Here is a 17,672-nt window from a genome sequence, read left to right on the forward strand (position 1 = left end):
TCAACGGTTCAATTTTCAGTCGCGGTGAAATAACCTCGGGCGATTCGCTTCGCTGAAGAAGAGGGAGAAACCTTCGTGCTCGCGAAAATCCGCCGCGCCGCCGTCGTCGCCGGGCTGGGCACCACCGCCCTGCTGACCATCGCCACCAGCACCGCCTTCGCCTTCGGGCCGGTGCCACCCGCCAACCCCTACCTGGGACCGGAGGGCACCGCGACCATGCACGGCGACTCCGAGGCCTCCGACACCACGCCCCTGCCGGGCGTCGGCAGCGGCGGCGTCAATGTCGACTTCCACGAGGAGGGCGCGGCCTGCCCCACCATCCTGCAAGGGGCGGACGGTCTCCCGCAGGCACTGTGCACCAAGATCACCGACCGCGCACCGGAAGTGCTGCTGCTGGATCCGAGCAACGGCAACACCCTCGCCCACCTCGATCTGACCAAGGGCAGTCTGCTCGGCGGGGTCTACGCCTACCTCGACAATCACGACCAGTTGGTCACCGTCGACGGCTCCGGCAGCCTGCTGCGCATCGCGCACCAGCGCGGCTCCGACGGCTCGTGGTCGCTGGCCATCGCCGCGAAAACCGATGTGACGCAGGCGGTCGCCGGGCACTGCGGCGGCGGCACCTGCGACGAGGTCTCCTCGGTGTCCCCCGACTATCAGGGCCGGGTGTGGTTCGCCACCGACAATGCCGCGGCCGGGTTCGTGAACACCGACGGCACCGCGCACTCGATCGTGCTCGCGCCCGGCGAGATCGTCGCCAACAGCATCGCCACCGCGCCCCAGGGCATGGCCGTGGCCACCGACCACGCGCTGTACCTGCTCACCGTGGACGGCAGCGGTAACCCGCAGATCGCGTGGCGGCAAGCTTACGACCGCGGCCCGGCCCGCAAGCCCGGCCAATTGAGCTGGGGCACCGGCGCGACGCCCACCTTCTTCGGGCCCGGCAACGGCACCGAATACCTGACCATCACCGACAACGCGGCGACGAAGGAGAATCTGCTCGTCTTCGACACCGTCTCGGGCAACCAGGTCTGCTCGATTCCCGCCATCGACGGCACCGAGAACTCCCCCATCGGCTCCGGCAACAGCGTGTTCGTGGCCAGCACCTACGGCTACCCGTACCCGGCGCTGCCGGCCAACGCCGGACCCAGTCAGCCCGCGAGCGCACCGATCTCGGGCGGCATGACCCGCATCGACGTCACCGGCTCCGGCTGCACCGTGGTGTGGACCAACACCGTGCCCTCCTCGGCGGTGCCGCGACTGTCCGTGGCGGACGGCAAGCTCTACACCTTCACCCGGCGCGGGCTGCTGGGCGGGATCTTCGACGGCAGCAGCAGTGGCAGCGCCAGTGGCAGCGCGGGAGTGAGCGACAAATACAACTTCGCGGTGATCGACGCCAACACCGGCAAGCTCGAGACCGAGCAATACGTCGGCGCGACGACGGTGAACGACACCCTGCAGATGGTGGGCACCATCGCGCCCGGGCGAATCCAGTACCAGGGCACCACGACCGGGCTCTACCGGATCACCCCGAAGTAGGGAACCGGGGCGTCCAGTCCTCGTCCCGTAACAACCGCCTCCGGGGGCGGATTCATGCAAGCATGGGCAGCATGTCCCAGCCCATCGCCCCCGGCGGCATCCTGGCCGATCCGTCGCGGCGTCCCAGCCCACGCGCCAAACTGCTGTGGGCGCTGAGCGCCGCGCTGTCCTGGGTGGTCCCGGTACTGGGGGTGGGCATCTGGGCGCTGTTCGACAGCCACCGGCGCGGCGTGCAGGCGCTCGTGCTCGTGATCGTGCTGCTGGCAGCGGTATTCAGCATCGTGGCCATCCCGCTGTGGCGCTACGCCGTGCACCGCTGGGAGATCACCGACGAGGCCGTGTACACCCGCACCGGCTGGTTCACCCAGGAGAGCCGGGTCGCGCCGATCACCCGCGTGCAGACCGTGGACACCTACCGTGGACCGCTGGAACGGCTGCTGGGGCTGGCCACCGTCACCGTCACCACCGCCTCCTCGGCCGGGGCCGTGCACATCAGTGCGCTCGCCCTCGCCGACGCCCGCGACACCGTCGCCCAACTCACCGCCATCGCGGCACAGCATCGGGGGGATGCGACGTGAACCAGCCCGGCGATCCGGACGCCTTCCCGGATTCCTATCCGACAGAAGTACTTTCACCGGTCCCCGGACCGAATGCCGAGAACACGCAGTCCTGGCAGCGGCTCGACAAACGCATGCTGCTGGTGCACCCGGTCACCGAGCTCGTGCGCTACATCCCGATCCTGATCGCCTCGCTGCTCGCGGGCGCGCGCAGCGACAATCCCACCTGGAGCCTGGGAGTGGTGGCGGTCATCGTGGCGTTCGCGCTCACCCGCTGGTTCACCACCACCTACCGGATCACTCCCGAGAACGTGGAACTGCGCACCGGACTCGTTCAGCGCAAACGACTTTCGGTGCCACGCAACCGGGTGCGGTCGGTGGACGTGCAGGCCGATCTGCTGCACCGGGCGCTCGGACTGGCTGTGCTCACCATCGGCACCGGGCAGCATGCGGAGAAGAAGGATCAGTTCAAACTCGATGCGCTGGACGCCAAGCTGGTGCCGGAGCTGCGCACCGCGCTACTGGCACACACCCGCGCAGGCTCGGAATCGGCTGCCGCCCAGTCGATCACGGACCCCGACGGCCTGGCGCCCGATCCGGCCGACGAACGTCCCGGCGTGGAAATTGCGCACTGGCAAGCGGATTGGGTGCGCTACGCGCCGCTCTCACTGACCGGCTTCGCGATCATCGCGCCGGTCGTGGGTCTGGCCTTCCAATACGGTTTCGCCCAGCTGTTCCTGAAGTCCGGGACCTTGCAGGATGTCGGCCACCGGGGCGCGAGCGTCATCGCCGCGGTCGTCGCGCTACTGGCCGTCGGACTCGTCGTCGTGGTCAGCCTGGCCGCCTGTGCCCGCTACCTGATGACCTGGTTCGGGCTGCGGGTCCACGACAACGGCAAGACCCTCACCATCCGCCACGGCCTGTTCACCACCCGCCAGACCACCCTCGACCTGGCCCGGCTGCGCGGCGCGACCGTGAACGAACCCCTGCTGCTGCGCCTGGCCCGGGCCGCCGAGCTCGAGGCGATCATGGTCGGCACCAGCCCGCGCCAGAAGATCCTGCCGCAGGCCCCGCGCAGCGCCGTGAACCGCACCCTGGCCCATCTGCTCGGCACCGGCTCCGCGCGGCGCGCGGTGGCCGCCGATGGCGCGGATTCCTTTGCGACGGTGCAGATTCCCGCCCTGCCCGGCGTGGGACAGGCCCAGATCGCCGAGCTCATCGATACACCGCTGCGCGCCCACGGTCCCGCCGCGCAGCGCCGCCGCTACACCCGCGCCCTCGGCCCCCTCGCGGTGATCGCGGCCGCCTTCGTCGTGATTTCCCTTGCGGGCGGCCACATCCCGATCTGGCTGTGGATCGTGTTGGCGGTCACCGTGCCGATCGCTGTCGCGCTGGCCTGGGATCGCTATCGCGGCCTGGGCCATGCCGTCATCCCCGCGGTCAACGGCAACCCCACCTGGCTGATCACCCGCAGTGGCTCCCTGGACCGCGACCGCGACTGCCTGGAAGCGCCCGGCGTCATCGGCTGGACCGTCCGTCAGACCTTCTTCCAGCGCCGAGCCGGGGTCGCGACCGTGGTGGCCGCCTCCGCCGCGGGCAAGAAGCGGTACCACGTCATCGATCTACCGTTCGACCAGGCGTGGGCCTTGATCGAGGCGGTCACGCCCGGACAGTTGGGCCGACGCGATCAGCCCAGCACCGGATAGTTGGACCGGATCACCGTCTGCGGGTCGCGCTCGCGCTTGATCGCGCGCAGCCGGTCCAGGGTCGCCGCGTCGAAGGCTGCGGCCGCGGATTCGCCCGGGGCCAGGAAGGTGAAGGGCTTCCGGCCCGGCAGCAGCGCACCGAACTCCGCGACCAGCGCAGTCGTCTTGGCGCGCACCGCATCTCGCAGCTGCGGCAGGCCCAGGCCGAGGGTCGAGATCAGGTAGCCGTCGGACAGCGCACCGCGCGCACCCGAGGTGGGGTGGGCCAGCGCACCACCGAGGTGGCGGACCTGAAGGCTGACCAGCGGTGCGACCGAAGTGCCGAGAATGATCTTCTCCGCCTCCGGGGACAGCTCGCCGAGGAGCTCGCCGCGTGTGATGGCCGGGCTGGGGTCGGTCGGCTCCTGCGTGATGGTGCCGAGGTCCGCCACCGACATGGCGGATCGGGTGTCGGTGAGCGCGCCGCCGATCCGGTCCAGTACGGACACCAGGGCCCGGCCCTGCTCCGGGTCACCGAGATAGGCGAGGTCCACGCCCACCATCTCCGGGGCTCCGGGGAACTGGAAGCGGTTGAACCACACCGACAGTTCGTCGGGAGCCGCGGAGGTCAACTCGCGGAAGGCATCCCACACCTCGAGCAGCCGGTCCGCGGTCCAGGTGATCCGACCGCCGTACAGGCCGGGCGCGGGGAACAGCTCGAACTCGAGCCCGGTCACCACGGCGAAATCGCCACCGCCGCCGGACAATGCCCAGAACAGGTCCGGGTCGCTGTCCGCGGTCACCCGGGCCGCGCGCCCCGCCGCGTCGACAATCTCGAAGGCGTGCACCGCATTCGAGGCCCAGCCGTACTTGCGGGCGAACCAGCCCTTGCCGCCGCCCAGCGTGTATCCGGTCACCCCGACCACCGGATTGCTGCCCGCCAGACCGGTCAGGCCGTGCTCGGCGGCGGCCGTCTGCACCTGCCCCCAGCGCACGCCCGAACCGACCCGCGCCACCCGGGCGACCGGATCGATCTCCAGCCCGTTCAAGGCTCCGGTACGCAGCAGGATCGCCTCGTCCACACCGGCGGCGGCGCCGTGACCGGTCGGCTGGGTGACCACCGCACGGCCCGCGGCCTGCGCGAAGCGGACCACGGCCGCGACATCCTCGGCATCGGCGGCCTCGACCACCGCGGCCACCGGCTGGGTGACCGCCAGGCTCCACGGCCGGGCGACCTGCTCGAAATCGGCGTCGCCGGAAGCCAGTACGCGGCCCCGAACGGTGGTGCGCAGTTCGTCGAATCCCATCGTCATCCCTCGCTCGTCGTCATCTCGGTGATTGATCTTCAGTGCGATTCATCAAGAGGACGAGACAGTACGACGAACTGTGACACCGGCGAGCGGCGGTGACGTTATGGGCTCCGTCACACCTTGTCGGCGGCAGCCGGAGCGGCCAGCCGGGCGGTGGCCCGGTAGTACAGGTACATGCCCGCGGGCAGCAGACCGCAGATGAGCAGCAGCATGGTCGGCCAATCACCCATGAGCAGCGCGTAACCGCTCGGGCTGAAACCGGCGCAGACCAGGAAACCCAATGCCCACACCAGCAGTGGCAGGGCCATCACGCCGAAGCGCTTGGTCACCACACCCATGCCCATCACGAGCAGCACGTTGATCACCGCGGCGGCCAGTGCCGTGAACGGCAGCGGAATCGCACCCGCGGTCGCGGCATCCGCCAGCGGTCCGGCCGCCAGCACCGGCGTGGTCTCCGGCAGATGGGCCTGACCGGCGTACAGCGGCAGGAACAACACTTCGAACCCGAGCGTGATCACCGCGTCGACCAGCAGCAGGGCCATGATCACCGCATTGAACACCGTGCGCACCGGCGAATTACCGGTCAGCGCATCGCCCGTGCGGGCTCCGACGGCCGCCGTCACGGCACCGGCGGGAAACCGAGCAGGGTCAGCAGCTGACTCTGCATGTCCACGAAGCCGTACAGCACCGAGAGATACAGCTCGTGCTGCCACTCGAAGTAGGGTCGCTGACTCTCGACGAACGCCGCGATGGCATTTTGCAGATCCCAGTTATACATGGCTCATCAGTCTCTCATTCCAGCCCGGCGAAGAGATCGTGTTCGCGTCCGTCGGGGCCGAGCGGGCCGCGCTCACCACGTACCAGAATGTAATGCTCCTCCGGCAGTACCGGCTGAGCTATGTCGTTCGAGAGCGCGAATTCCCGGCCCGAGGGGGCGACCGTCACTTGAGTGGCGTGCGCACGCAGGGCAGCCCGCTTGGCGGCCAGCACATCCGACACATCCACCGTGGTGGTCACGGAATCCGCAGGGACACACGCCAATTCGCCGGTATTCGGGAGCCGCCAGCCGCGCGGCAACGCGCCCGGCAGTTGATCCACGGTGCGGCGCTTGAGCGCCTCGGTGTGCATGGCCAGCACGGTTCCGTCGGTGACCGTCCAGTACAGCTTCGGGACCGTCCAGCCCCAATCCGACGCGGCGTCCACCGCGGCCATGGTGATCTCGTGCGCGCGAATGTGATCCGGATGCCCGTAGCCGCCGCGCGGGTCGTAGCCGATCACCACGCGCGGGCGCAGCTCCAGGATCACCTGCACCAGTGCGTCGGTCGCGGCATTGCCGGAGTTCACGAAGGCGCGGGGATTGCGCGCCGAGGGCGTCCCGGCCATCCCGGAATCACGCCAGCGGCCCGCGCCGCCCAGGAAATGCGGGGCCCCGGCATCCAATTCGGCCAGCGCCCGGGTCAATTCGAGGATCCGGTAGCCGCCCAGCTGGTCGGCCTGATCGGCCACCAGGTGCGCGTACTCGTCCCCGATGACCTCACCCTGCTCGCCGAGCGTGCAGGTCACCACGGTGACCGGCAGGCCGCGCTTGCGATAGTGGGCGATGGTGCCGCCGGTGGTGATGGACTCGTCGTCGGGATGCGCGTGCACCAGCAGCAGACCGTGCGTGGCGGTGCCCGGGTGATGCGTCACGGGATTCACGGCACCCTCCGCCAGTTGGCGGCGTCGGCGAAGATGCCGGTCTGGATCGCACCGCTGAGCGAGGCCCCGTCCACTCGCGGACCTGCCGCCGCCACCTGGGTGTCCTGCACGATCGGCAGCACGGTCGCCAAATCCCACAGCTTGGGCTCGGCGTCCCCGATCACCTTGCCCACATCGATGCCGCGCAGCGCGGTGTCGATGGCGGCCTGCAAAGTCGGATCGCACACGCCCGACAGATTGGACGGCGACTTCTTCACGCCGTCGGCCACCGCCGAATCGCCGTCCCCGGGCTGTGGCACGGGCGCGCACCCGTAACGCGAGGCCAGCACGGTCGCCGGATCCTGCCCGGTGCGCTCCCAGCCGACCACCGCGTCGACCCCGACATCGGTCAGTTCCTTGCCGTAGAGCTGCGCGGCCGACACGCTGCGCACGATGACATCGATTCCGGCACTGCGCAATTGGTCCGCCGCCGTATTCGCCACCGCCAGCGTGGTGGTGTCGCCGTCCACCGCGCCGATCCGCACCGTCAGCGATTTACCGTTCTTGGCCAGCGGACGCGGTTGCGGCGCGGGCGAAGTCGCCGACTGCGCGGCGGGAGTCTCCGCGCCCCGGGCGAATCCGGCCTCGGCCAGCAGCCCGAACGCGTCCTCCTGACTCAGTCGCGGCGGCTCGGTCGCCACATAACCCGGATCCGACGGCGAAAGCACCTGCGCGCGTACCGGTTCCACCCAACTACCGGTCTGCGCGCCGACCGTGGCCAGCAGCACCGGATCCAGCAGACCCAGCACCGCGCGCCGCACCCGGACATCGGCCAGATCACCGCTGCGGCCGTTGAGCACCAGCTGCATCTCGCGCGACTGTGCCATCATGGCCGTCCGCACCGACGGGATCGCCGCCAGCTGCGACTGCAACGCCACCCCGCCGTGCACCAGCGCCATCTGCGCGTCCCCGACCCGCAGCGACTCGGCCACCTGCGCGGGAGTTCCGCCGCGCCGCAACAGGATCTGATCCGGCTGCGCGGGCGAACCCCAGTAGCGGTCATTGCGTTCGAGCAGGATCTCCTCGCGGCCGCGATCTGCCTGCTTGATGCGGAACTGGCCGCCCGAGATCTTGATGGTGTCGATGAGCCCCTGTTCGAACCCGGAGTCCTTCACCAGATGCTGCGGCAGGAGATCCGCGAACAACTGATGCCAGGCCGGATACGGCTGCGTCATGGTGACGGTCACCGTCTTGCCGCCCACCGACGAACTCACATCCGAGATCAGCCGGTAGCCGGCCGGATCCACCACACCGGGCTGCGAGATCATCTGCTGCCACAGGTATTTGAAGTCCTCGGCCGCGATCGGCGGGCCGTCGGACCAGGACGCCTCGTTCTTGATCTGGTAGGTGATGGTGAACGGCTCCTGCGAGGTCACCTCCGCCGACACCATGAGCGCCGGATCCAGATTCCAGTCGGTCCCGCCGGGCACACCGGGCGTGGGGGTGGGCCGGAACGGACTCGGCAACACCATCGACGCCACCGCCGCCGTAGCGGGTGACAACTGCGACAGCAGATGCGGATTGAACCCGATCCCGATGTCGTCCACAGCCACCACGACCGACTTGTTGCCAGGCTTGGCGGGCTGCGTCTTGGGACTGTCGGTGGACTCGATAGGCGGCGGCGGATTCGCGGTGCAGCCGGTCGCGACGGTCAACAGCGCCGCCACCAACAACAGCACCACACGCAACGATGCGCGCCTCCGGGCACCCGCTCTCACGTTCGGCACTCTACTGGATCCCCTTTGCGCCACCCGGCTACCGACGGTCGGGCCTCGGCAACGTCCGTCGAGACTGGACCGCCCACCCGGTCGGACCGGGTGGGCGGTTGAGATTCCGGGACCGAGGCCCCGAAAGTCCTGCTTACAGCGCAGCCTTGTCCCGCGCCTTGCGGCGGGAGATCTCGCGCTGACGGTCGTTGGCGTTCAGGGTGACCTTGCGCACACGCACGATCTCCGGGGTGACCTCGACACACTCGTCGTCGGTGCAGAACTCCATCGCCGACTCCAGCTCCAGCTGCAGCGGCTTGGCGAGGGTCTCGAACACGTCGGCCGTGGCGGACCGCATGTTCGTCAGCTTCTTCTCACGGGTGACGTTGACGTCGAGATCCTCCGAGCGCGGGTTGATGCCCACGACGTGGCCCTCGTAGGTGTCGGCGCCCGGCTCCACGAAGAACTGACCGCGGTCGGCCAGCTGGATCATGGCGAACGGGGTGACCGAGCCCGCGCGGTCGGAGACCAGCGAACCGGTGTGGCGGGCGCGGATCTCGCCGGCCCACGGCGCGTAACCGTCGAACACGGCGTTGGCGATGCCGGTGCCGCGGGTCTCGGTGAGGAAGTCGGTGCGGAAACCGATCAGGCCACGCGACGGCACGATGAACTCCATGCGCACCCACCCGGCGGAGTGGTTGCTCATCTGGACCATCTTGCCCTTGCGGGCGGCCAGCAGCTGCGTGACGGCACCCAGGTACTCGTCCGGGCAGTCCACGGTCAGCTCTTCGAACGGCTCGTGGGTCTTGCCGTCGACCTGCTTGGTGACCACCTGCGGCTTGCCGACGGTCAGCTCGAAGCCCTCGCGGCGCATCTGCTCGACCAGGATGGCGAGCGCGAGCTCACCACGGCCCTGGACCTCCCAGGCGTCCGGGCGGCCGATGTCGAGCACGCGCAGCGACACGTTGCCGACCAGTTCCTGGTCCAGCCGCGACTTCACCATGCGGGCGGTCAGCTTGTGGCCCGACACCCGGCCGACCAGCGGCGAGGTGTTGGTGCCGACGGTGACGGAGATCGCAGGCTCGTCGACGGTGATCTTCGGCAGCGCGACCGGGTTGTCGACGTCGGCGAGGGTGTCACCGATCATGATGTCCGGGATGCCCGCGATGGCGACGATGTCGCCGGCCACGCCCTCTTCGCCGGGCTGACGCTCGACGCCGACGGTCTTGAGCAGCTCGGTGATCTTCACGGTCTTGACGCCGTCACCGTGCATCCAGGCCACGTTCTGGCCCTTCTTCAGGGTGCCGTTGTAGATGCGCACCAGGCCGATACGACCCAGGAACGGGGAGGCGTCGAGGTTGGTGACGTGGGCCTGCAGCGGCTTGGACGCGTCGCCCTTGGGGGCGGGGACGTACTTCATGAGGACCTCGAACAGCTCGTCGAGGTTCTCCGCGTCCGGCACGGTGCCGTTCTCGGGGCGCTTGGTGGAAGCGACGCCCGCGCGGCCGGAGGCGTAGAGGACCGGCAGGTCCAGGGCCAGCTCGGCGGCTTCCGAGGCCTCGTCGTCGAGGTCGGAGGCCAGGTCCAGCAGCAGGTCGTGGGATTCCTCGACGACCTCTTCGATGCGGGCGTCCGGGCGGTCGGTCTTGTTGACCACCAGGATGACCGGCAGCGAGGCGGCGAGCGCCTTGCGCAGCACGAAGCGGGTCTGCGGCAGCGGACCCTCGGACGCGTCGACGAGCAGCACGACGCCGTCCACCATGGACAGACCGCGCTCGACCTCACCACCGAAGTCGGCGTGGCCGGGGGTGTCGATGACATTGATGACGGTGACCGATCCGTCGGCATTATGCCGGTGAACAGCGGTGTTCTTCGCGAGAATGGTGATGCCCTTCTCGCGCTCGAGGTCACCCGAGTCCATCACTCGGTCGACGAGTTCGGCGCGTTCGGCGAACGCACCGGATTGCCGGAGCATGGCGTCGACCAGTGTTGTCTTGCCGTGGTCGACGTGCGCCACGATGGCGACGTTGCGGAACTCGACAGACGACACGTTTGATTCCTCCTGGTGAAAAGTTGTTGCCGACCCGGATGGGTCTCATGCGTGGGGCTGCCTACTACGAGACATGGCGAACCCCAACCGGGCATGCGGCAAGCTACAGATTACCTGGAGTACCAAGTCACACGTTTAATGGGCTGAGGTTAGGTTAAGCTAACCAACATGGGCAAGGTGAAGGCGAAGGACGTTTCGGGTCTGAAGCCGAAGAAGAAATGCTGCCGCAAGAAGACGCGGTGCGTGAAATGCCCCGTGGTCATCATGCGCATGAAGAAGGCGGAGTCCGCGGGCTGCTGCGGCAAGGAACTCAAGAAGTGCCTCAAAGCCGCCCGCGCGGCGTGATCGCGGAGTACACCGGAGTCATGAGTCGCGCGCTGCTCTCCGAAGACGACATCGCCAAGGCCCTCACCGAATTGCCCGACTGGACCCGCAGCGGTGACAGCATCAGCCGCACCGTCGAGGCCGCCTCCTTCCTGGGCGGCGTCGATCTGGTGCGCCGGGTGGCCGCCGCGGCCGAGGCCGCCGACCACCATCCCGATATCGATATCCGCTGGCGGCGAGTCACTTTCACGCTCTCGACGCATTCGGCGGGCGGCCTCACGGCACTGGATATGGCTCTCGCTCGAGAGATCGATCGACTGCGGGCGCAGGGCTGAACCTCGCCACCGCGATCATCCACGCGAACAGCACCAGCACGCCGATCGCGTTGGACGCGCCCGCCCAGGCCAGGTACCACGGACGCGAGACGTCCCACATCGACTTCTGCAGCACACCCAGCATCCACGGAATCCCGACGATGGTGTTGAACAGCCAGAACGCGGTGATCAGGCGCGCACCGACGGCCTTGCTCAGCGGACCGTAGCGCAGCCACAGCACCAGCGGCACCAGGCAGATCCAGTGGTGCGACCAGGAGATCGGCGCGACCATCATGCCGAACAGCTGCACGATGAGCAGCAGACCCAGCCGATCGTCGGAACGCAGTGCGCGCCAAGCAAAGAACGCGAGCACCGCGGTCAGCAGCACGGCCGACTTCCACACCAGGCCGGATCCGATGTCGTGCCCGGCGATGCGGGAGAGCGCGCCGCGCAGCGACTGATTGATCACCGAACCGACCGGCCCGATGCGATGCGGATCGTCGACCAACTGCCCGAAGTACTTCTCGGTCTCTCGCGGCGTGAGCAGGTAGGTCAGGCCCATCGTCCCGAAAAAGGCTGCCGCGGAGGCGATCACGGCGAGCCACCGCCGCCGCGCCACGAAGTACAACCCGGTCACGGCCGGGGTCAGCTTGATCCCCGTCGCCACACCGACCAGCAGACCCGACAGCCACCACCGCGTACTGCGCGCCGCGAGCATGGCCAGCAGCACGATGAACACATTCACCTGGCCGTAGTCGAGCGTCGATCGCACCGGTTCCAGCCACAATCCGCCCGCGGTCCACGCGACCGCGGCTGTGCGCCAGGACTGTTCGTGCATGGCCGCGCGGCCCACCATCATCTCCAGCGCGATCCACACGATGCCGAACAGCGCCGCCGCCGTCGCCAGCAGCCAGCCGACGGCGACGACGTCGAAGGGCAGGAAGTGCAACGGATACAACAACAATGCCGCAAAAGGTGGATATGTGAACGGCAATGGAAATTGTGGGGAACGACTGGAATCGGTCCACTCGTAGAGATTTCCGCCGAAGAGGTTCGCGGCCCCTTCGACGTATACGTGCAGATCGACCAGGATGAGGTTGCTGGGGAAGAACAATGCCCACCACAGGCGCAGCAGTATCGAGATGCTGAGAGCGGCGGAAGCCAGCCAGAGACGTCGATTCAACGCATGAACTTTCGAGCCGGATGGATCACCGACCGGAGTTCACGGCTGGCGAGAACGCCTTGCGGCGCGCCGTAACAGTAAGTACGCCAGCGAATTTCGCGCGCGGCCCAAATGTCCACGGCACCAACACCCGTGGCACCAACTTTTGGGGCATCGGCGTTTCAGATCGAGTACTCGATCCTCACCTCACCGATCGCAGGGCTCCTGCTCGTGCGACCGATCGACCGGCCGCCGCGCATCGGCCCGTCCGGCGCGAATGATCCAGACGTAGAAGACGAGCACGCCGATCACGTCCACCGCGCCCAGCCAGGACAGGATGCCCGGCCGCGAGATGGTCCAGATCGACTTCTGGAAGAAGCCGAGCACCCACGGCACGCCGATGAGCGTCACCACCAGCCAGTAACCGGCCAGCACTCGCGCCCCGGCCGCCTGCCGCAGCGGACCGTAGAGCAGCCACAGGATCACCGGGAGCAGCCAGATCCAGTGGTGCGACCAGGAGATCGGGGAGATCATCAGCCCGAACAGCTGCACGATCAGCAGCGTGCCGAGCCGATCGTCGGAAGCCAATGTGCGCCAGGCGAAGAAGGCGAGGACGGCCGTGACCAGCGCCGCGGCGATCCACACCGGCCCGGACACCACGTCGTGGCCGAGCAGGCGACTGAGCGCGCCGCGCAGGGACTGATTGGAGGAGGAACCGACCGGCCCGATGCGGCGGGCGTCGCCGAGCAGCTCACGGAAGTACTTGTTGGTCTCCCCCGGCGAGATCAGGTAGGTCAACCCGATCGTCCCGGCGAAGACGACCGCCGACCAGATCGCCGTGAACCACCGCCTGCGCGCCGCGAAATACAGGCCGGTGACCGCCGGCGTGAGCTTGATGCCCGCGGCCACGCCGACGAGCGCGCCCGACACCCACCAGGTCGCGCTGCGCACCGCGAGCATCGCCAGCAACACCAGGAAGACATTCACCTGGCCGTAGTCGAAGGTGGATCGCACCGGCTCGAGCCACATGCCGACCGCCGTCCACGCCAGCGCGGCCGTGCGCCACCGCTGTTCACGCATGGCGTCCTTGCCGAAAAGCATCTCCAGCGACAGCCACACCACCCCGAACAGCGCCGCGACGGTGGCCAGCAGCCATCCGATGGCTACCACGCCGAAGGGCAGAAAGTGCAGCGGATAGAAGACGAGCGCCGCGAACGGCGGATAAGTGAACGGCAGCGGAAAGTCTGGTGTCTTACTGGAATCGGTGTATTCGTACAGGTGCCCGCCGCCGAAATTCGCGGAGCCGTCCACATAAACGTGCAGGTCCACGAAGTTCATGCCATTGGGCAGGACCAGTACCCACAACAGGCGGGCCAGCACCGAGATGCCGAGTGCCGCGGCAGCCAGGCGGAGGTGTCGATTCACGGCACGGACTTTCGGCTCGGGTGGGTCACCGGCCGCAGTTCACGGCGGGCGAATGCGGCGTTGCGGGCCTCGCTATGGCGGATTGCGGACCGCGACAAGCGTAGTCGCACCGTGGAATCTCCCGCTCATCACCGCGGTGTCGGCATCGAGGGCACCGGCCCCACGCGATAACATTTGCATCACCGACCACTCCAGTAACAGGCTTTCTGGTCGCTCGTTCGATAGCGTCAGCTGATCTAGTTCGCCAAGATCGCGCCGTGGCTGTACAAGTCGGCAGCCCGGTACCTAGAGTGGCGCGGAGCGATGGCTCCATCGCCGCTAGATGGTCCCTGAAGGTAAGGACGGCTACACCAGTGCTTCGCACCCGAGGATCGCGGTTCGCAATGTCCGCAGTGGCCCTGGCGGCCTGCGCCACCGTCGCTGTGCCGACGGCGTACGCGAAGCCCGCGCCGGTCCAGAACATCTCGTCGATTCCGATGATCCCCGAAGGGGTTCCGGTCGACGCCCTGGCCTCGCTGGTGCCCGCCATCATCGGCGCCGCGGCCGGTCCCGCCGATATCGCCGATGCCGGTCCCAAGAACGCCATCCTCGCCCAGGCCAAGCAACTGCTCGAGGCCAGCAGCCTGCCCGACACGGTGAAGACCACGCTGCTCGCGATCATCACCTTCCTCGACGGCAGCGGCGGTGGCGGCCCGGACATTCCGAAGGATGGCCCGGTCATCGCCCAGTTCCTGTGGCCGACCATCGGCAAGGGCTGCATCTCCTCCTCCGCCGACTCGGTGGGCACCGCGCTGGCCGTCCCCGGCCCGGCGCAGCTGCCCCCGCCCGGACCCGCGCAGGGCCAGGCCGGTTTCGTGTTCACCGCGCTGGGCACCAAGCAGCCCACCGACGCGCAGCCCACCCCGATGACGGTGCAGTGGCTGAACCTGGACACCCGCGCCACCGGCACCATGAACCTGACCAACGAGCAGCACATCAACCCGGACGGCCCGGCCACGCTCTCGGCCATCGCCAACACCGGCTCGGGCCGTGTGGTCGCGATCGTCTCGGGTTCGCTGACCACGCAGGCCGACCCGGAGTCGCAGCCGATCAGCTGCAACTTCCTGCCGACCATCGGCTTCTTCACCGTCACCTAGCGATCACTCGCCGGTAGCGAAGATTTCCGCCCGCGTCTTCCCTCGGGAAGACGCGGGCGGCTTCGTAGGCAAGGCCGGATTTGTGTGGTAGACCCGACACCATGGCCGCTGTGACTCACCCTGTGCGGGGACTGCATTCGCGCCGATCGATCCTCTCGATTCGTTCGGAGGGATCGATCCTGTCGATCGGCTCGGCCTACTCGATCCTGTCCATCGGCAGCGTGGGTTCGGTGCTGTCGATCGGGTCGGTGGGCTCCTTCGGCTCCATTATCTCGTCGGCTTCGTTCGGCAGCCTCGGCTCGGCCTTCTCCGGGCTGTCGCGCTGGTCGATGTTCTCTTGGGCGGGTGATCGTCAAGCGTTCAGCGACGGCCGCGACGACGAGCCAACCGACCACCACTTCACGCTGCGCGTGGTCCCGGAAGAACCCGATCTGGCCTTCGACCCGACTTGCCACTGCCAGACGTAATTACCACCACTGCCCGTACTGCGGTGCCAGTACGGAGTTGACGTCCACCGAGATGCCACCCACCTCGCGCTTGTCGATCTCGAACTGGTGCAGGTGGGCGGACGGGTGGACGTAGCCCTTCGGGGTGCCCCAATTGTGCTGCCAGTAGAACGAACCCAAGCCCGCATCGCGAATGTTGTCGATGGTGGGCGAATTGGCGTAGACGCCGACCCGCTCGCGTCCGAGGACCGTCTCCCAGCCGTGCAGGTACGGGCCGATCATCGACTCGAAGTCCTGATCGCTGGGGTTGTCGTCGATGGAGGCGTAGATGGGCGCGCTGTCGGGGCCACCGGCCGCCTTGTGCAGCATCAATCCCCGTGCGGCGTGCTTCAATCCGGCCTCGAGTCCGCCACGCCAGTCGGCGGTCGGGCCCTTGCCGAACTGGTAGCAGGAGACCACCGACAGGCCCGCGGCGCGCAGCGCGTCGACCTCGCGGGCCAGCAGGGGCTTGCCGGCCATCCATTCCGCGCCGGGCCGCCGGTCGGAGACGTAGCGGATGACGCCGAGATGACCGTCGTCGCTGATGGATTGGGGCGAGGGGACGCCGCCGGCGTAATCGAGGAGGGTGCCGAGCTGTTGCTTCTTCGCCTGCGCGGTAGCGGGCGGGAGGGCCAGTCCGGCGGTGATTCCGGCGGCCAGAGCCGTTGCGCCGGATAGGAAGTTCCGTCGATTGACATGGGCAGGACGCATCACGGGGCTCCTTCGCACACACTCGCTGGTCGAACTTGCCGGTGTGAGAACGACGGAGGCCCTGCCTCACATCTGACCGGTTGGAACAACTACATGCGGCGTGCCCGGCGCACCTTCCCCGATGACAAACAAGATCATCCGTGCGCCGGGAGCCCTAACGCGCCCTCATTTCACCATATTCACATTGGAATCGCCAGACTCACCGGGCACATCGGCACCATATGTCACATGCGGGCGAAACCGGGTGACCCCGGCAAGACAGTAAACCTGCAGCTATCCGACCCGGGTGGAGTCCAGACGCGCGCCCACATCGATGGTCCGGCGCGACACGTCGGCCACCTCGGCGCGCACCACACCGGCCACCTGCGCCGCGATCTGCTTGCGCATGCCCGCGAGCTTGCCCAGCGCGGCGGCGCGCCAGCCCTGCGCGGTCATCTCCAGATCGATGTCCCCGGCGCGCGGCGGCACGGCGTCGATAACGATCAGCAACGGATCGGCGGCGCGCGCGGTGAGCGCGACCGGCACCTGCACCTCGGCGCGGTACCGATTGGTCTTCAGCACATCCACCGAGATGTCCAGGCTCACCGGAATCATCAGGTCGAAGCGGACCAGGGCGGGATCATGGTGGTTCGCGCCGGCCGCTGCCGCCGCCGCCCGCGCCGATTCGGCCGCGGTGGTGGGCAATTCGGCGATCCGGGGCTCCGGCGGTGCGGCGACCGTGACCGGTCCCGCCTCGGCCACCCTGGGCAGCCGCACGCTGCCCTGCACCCACACCTCGGCCTTGTTGCCGGGTCCGGTGCGCAGGGGGCCGACCTCGATGGCCTTGCCCGCCATCGACTCGACCACCTCCTGCACCCGTTCCGCGGTGACGATGCGGGTGAAGAAGCGGCGACCGAACTCGTCGTAGCCGATCCACTCGTGGGTGGGCCGCCCGCGATAGGGCGAGTTGGTGCCGTTGAGGATGGCCTCGACGTCGAAGGTGCGGCCACGCTGCGAATCCGGGTCGGCCAGAATGCCGTTGATGCGGCCCGCGACCTCGCGCTGCACCAGCTGCGCGATCGGGTTGAGCAGGACCTCCCAGGCGGTGCCGATGGCCTGCGCGCGCATGACGAAGCTGACGTCGCGGCCGGTGACCGGGGGGATGTCGATGACGATGAGCAGGGGGTCGGCGGTGCGCGCGTGCATGGTGAGGTCGATTTCCACGACCGCCTCCAGCCGCAGGCGCTGTCCGCCCAGGGTGACGTCGACCCGCAGTTTCACCGGGAGCATGACGTCGAAGTGCACGTGCGGCCCGCGCCGGATGACGGTGGGTTTGCCGATGCTGCCCTTGGCCACGAACCTGGCGAGTCCGGCCGGGCCGATACCGAAGGGGCCGATGGTGATGCCACGCCCGGCCACACTGGAGACCGCGGATTCGATCCGGGCTTCCGTCACCGCCGCCGCCACGAAACGTTCGCCGAATTCGGCGTAATCGATCCAGGTCGGTTCGTCGGACAACGTCATCCAGCTGCTTTCCTCGGGCGGGGATCCC

The 17,672-nt window shown here is 68.2% G+C and carries 17 protein-coding genes; 7 read left to right on the forward strand and 10 right to left on the reverse strand.

Annotation, left to right across the window (positions count from 1 at the left end; all coding sequences use genetic code 11):
• Positions 1-75: 75 nt before the first annotated feature.
• The 3 genes from ACFXHA_RS31115 to ACFXHA_RS31125 all read left to right on the forward strand — a co-directional run bounded on the left by ACFXHA_RS31115 (position 76) and on the right by ACFXHA_RS31125 (position 3,802).
• Positions 76-1,539 carry a hypothetical protein gene (locus ACFXHA_RS31115; protein ID WP_379362532.1) on the forward strand — a complete coding sequence of 488 codons (1,464 nt, stop codon included), beginning with the start codon at positions 76-78 and terminating at the stop codon, positions 1,537-1,539.
• Between the two features lie 71 nt (positions 1,540-1,610).
• Positions 1,611-2,117 carry a PH domain-containing protein gene (locus ACFXHA_RS31120; RefSeq protein ID WP_379362533.1) on the forward strand — a complete coding sequence of 169 codons (507 nt, stop codon included), beginning with the start codon at positions 1,611-1,613 and terminating at the stop codon, positions 2,115-2,117.
• Positions 2,118-2,230: 113 nt separating this feature from the next.
• A complete protein-coding gene (locus ACFXHA_RS31125) occupies positions 2,231-3,802 on the forward strand; it encodes a PH domain-containing protein (RefSeq protein WP_379362703.1) in 1,572 nt (523 codons plus the stop codon).
• Here ACFXHA_RS31125 and ACFXHA_RS31130 read toward each other — a convergent pair.
• From ACFXHA_RS31130 to typA, 6 genes are all read right to left on the reverse strand, one after another.
• Positions 3,784-5,094, reverse strand: a complete 1,311-nt coding sequence (locus tag ACFXHA_RS31130) for an FAD-binding oxidoreductase (RefSeq protein ID WP_379362534.1) — start codon at positions 5,092-5,094, stop codon at positions 3,784-3,786. The genes ACFXHA_RS31125 and ACFXHA_RS31130 overlap by 19 nt on opposite strands.
• 110 nt (positions 5,095-5,204) lie before the next feature.
• Positions 5,205-5,714 carry a hypothetical protein gene (locus tag ACFXHA_RS31135; RefSeq protein ID WP_379362535.1) on the reverse strand — a complete coding sequence of 170 codons (510 nt, stop codon included), beginning with the start codon at positions 5,712-5,714 and terminating at the stop codon, positions 5,205-5,207.
• Complete coding sequence (locus ACFXHA_RS31140) at positions 5,711-5,869, reverse strand: hypothetical protein (protein WP_326306468.1); 159 nt, start codon at positions 5,867-5,869, stop codon at positions 5,711-5,713. Before ACFXHA_RS31140 ends, ACFXHA_RS31135 begins: the two co-directional genes overlap by 4 nt.
• Before the next feature lie 14 nt (positions 5,870-5,883).
• Positions 5,884-6,780 (reverse strand): N-acetyl-1-D-myo-inositol-2-amino-2-deoxy-alpha-D-glucopyranoside deacetylase, encoded by an 897-nt coding sequence (gene mshB / locus ACFXHA_RS31145; protein WP_379362704.1) that lies wholly within the window; start codon positions 6,778-6,780, stop codon positions 5,884-5,886.
• A 5-nt stretch (positions 6,781-6,785) separates the two neighbouring features.
• Entirely contained in the window at positions 6,786-8,555 is a 1,770-nt protein-coding gene (locus tag ACFXHA_RS31150) for an ABC transporter family substrate-binding protein (protein ID WP_379362536.1), read from the reverse strand.
• 133 nt (positions 8,556-8,688) lie between these two features.
• A complete protein-coding gene (gene typA, locus ACFXHA_RS31155; RefSeq protein WP_379362537.1) occupies positions 8,689-10,584 on the reverse strand; it encodes a translational GTPase TypA in 1,896 nt (631 codons plus the stop codon).
• 168 nt (positions 10,585-10,752) lie between these two features.
• On the opposite strand from typA, the gene ACFXHA_RS31160 reads away from it, so the two are divergent.
• Together ACFXHA_RS31160 and ACFXHA_RS31165 are read left to right on the forward strand one after the other, a co-directional pair.
• A complete protein-coding gene (locus tag ACFXHA_RS31160; RefSeq protein WP_379362538.1) occupies positions 10,753-10,929 on the forward strand; it encodes a hypothetical protein in 177 nt (58 codons plus the stop codon).
• Positions 10,930-10,949: 20 nt separating this feature from the next.
• Positions 10,950-11,243 carry a 4a-hydroxytetrahydrobiopterin dehydratase gene (locus ACFXHA_RS31165; RefSeq protein ID WP_379362705.1) on the forward strand — a complete coding sequence of 98 codons (294 nt, stop codon included), beginning with the start codon at positions 10,950-10,952 and terminating at the stop codon, positions 11,241-11,243.
• Here ACFXHA_RS31165 and ACFXHA_RS31170 read toward each other — a convergent pair.
• Positions 11,185-12,405 carry a mannosyltransferase gene (locus tag ACFXHA_RS31170; RefSeq protein ID WP_379362539.1) on the reverse strand — a complete coding sequence of 407 codons (1,221 nt, stop codon included), beginning with the start codon at positions 12,403-12,405 and terminating at the stop codon, positions 11,185-11,187. The two genes, ACFXHA_RS31165 and ACFXHA_RS31170, sit on opposite strands and share 59 nt — an antisense overlap.
• A gap of 186 nt (positions 12,406-12,591) precedes the next feature.
• Positions 12,592-13,809, reverse strand: a complete 1,218-nt coding sequence (locus ACFXHA_RS31175) for a mannosyltransferase (protein ID WP_379362540.1) — start codon at positions 13,807-13,809, stop codon at positions 12,592-12,594.
• A gap of 383 nt (positions 13,810-14,192) precedes the next feature.
• On the opposite strand from ACFXHA_RS31175, the gene ACFXHA_RS31180 reads away from it, so the two are divergent.
• Together ACFXHA_RS31180 and ACFXHA_RS31185 are read left to right on the forward strand one after the other, a co-directional pair.
• Positions 14,193-14,945 (forward strand): hypothetical protein, encoded by a 753-nt coding sequence (locus tag ACFXHA_RS31180; protein WP_379362541.1) that lies wholly within the window; start codon positions 14,193-14,195, stop codon positions 14,943-14,945.
• Positions 14,946-15,046: 101 nt separating this feature from the next.
• Complete coding sequence (locus ACFXHA_RS31185; RefSeq protein WP_379362542.1) at positions 15,047-15,412, forward strand: hypothetical protein; 366 nt, start codon at positions 15,047-15,049, stop codon at positions 15,410-15,412.
• On the opposite strand, the gene ACFXHA_RS31190 is transcribed toward ACFXHA_RS31185, so the two are convergent.
• Together ACFXHA_RS31190 and ACFXHA_RS31195 are read right to left on the reverse strand one after the other, a co-directional pair.
• The gene (locus tag ACFXHA_RS31190; protein ID WP_379362543.1) at positions 15,413-16,141 is read right to left on the reverse strand and encodes a DUF1906 domain-containing protein; all 729 of its coding nucleotides are present in this window, start codon (positions 16,139-16,141) and stop codon (positions 15,413-15,415) included.
• A gap of 273 nt (positions 16,142-16,414) precedes the next feature.
• Entirely contained in the window at positions 16,415-17,644 is a 1,230-nt protein-coding gene (locus tag ACFXHA_RS31195; protein ID WP_379362544.1) for a hypothetical protein, read from the reverse strand.
• Positions 17,645-17,672: the final 28 nt, after the last annotated feature.

Origin of the sequence: Nocardia sp. NPDC059240, from assembly GCF_042753865.1 — a bacterium.
Taxonomy (GTDB): Bacteria; Actinomycetota; Actinomycetes; order Mycobacteriales; family Mycobacteriaceae; genus Nocardia.

Bases quoted from the DNA above. Each gene is read 5' to 3' on its own strand.
- ACFXHA_RS31120 (WP_379362533.1), top strand. From the start codon at position 1,611: ATGTCCCAGCCCATCGCCCCCGGCGGCATCCTGGCCGATCCGTCGCGG.
- ACFXHA_RS31125 (WP_379362703.1), top strand. From the start codon at position 2,231: ATGCTGCTGGTGCACCCGGTCACCGAGCTCGTGCGCTACATCCCGATC.
- ACFXHA_RS31130 (WP_379362534.1), bottom strand. From the start codon at position 5,094: ATGACGATGGGATTCGACGAACTGCGCACCACCGTTCGGGGCCGCGTA.
- ACFXHA_RS31140 (WP_326306468.1), bottom strand. From the start codon at position 5,869: ATGTATAACTGGGATCTGCAAAATGCCATCGCGGCGTTCGTCGAGAGT.
- ACFXHA_RS31160 (WP_379362538.1), top strand. From the start codon at position 10,753: ATGGGCAAGGTGAAGGCGAAGGACGTTTCGGGTCTGAAGCCGAAGAAG.
- ACFXHA_RS31165 (WP_379362705.1), top strand. From the start codon at position 10,950: ATGAGTCGCGCGCTGCTCTCCGAAGACGACATCGCCAAGGCCCTCACC.
- ACFXHA_RS31180 (WP_379362541.1), top strand. From the start codon at position 14,193: ATGTCCGCAGTGGCCCTGGCGGCCTGCGCCACCGTCGCTGTGCCGACG.
- ACFXHA_RS31185 (WP_379362542.1), top strand. From the start codon at position 15,047: ATGGCCGCTGTGACTCACCCTGTGCGGGGACTGCATTCGCGCCGATCG.
- ACFXHA_RS31190 (WP_379362543.1), bottom strand. From the start codon at position 16,141: ATGCGTCCTGCCCATGTCAATCGACGGAACTTCCTATCCGGCGCAACG.
- ACFXHA_RS31195 (WP_379362544.1), bottom strand. From the start codon at position 17,644: ATGACGTTGTCCGACGAACCGACCTGGATCGATTACGCCGAATTCGGC.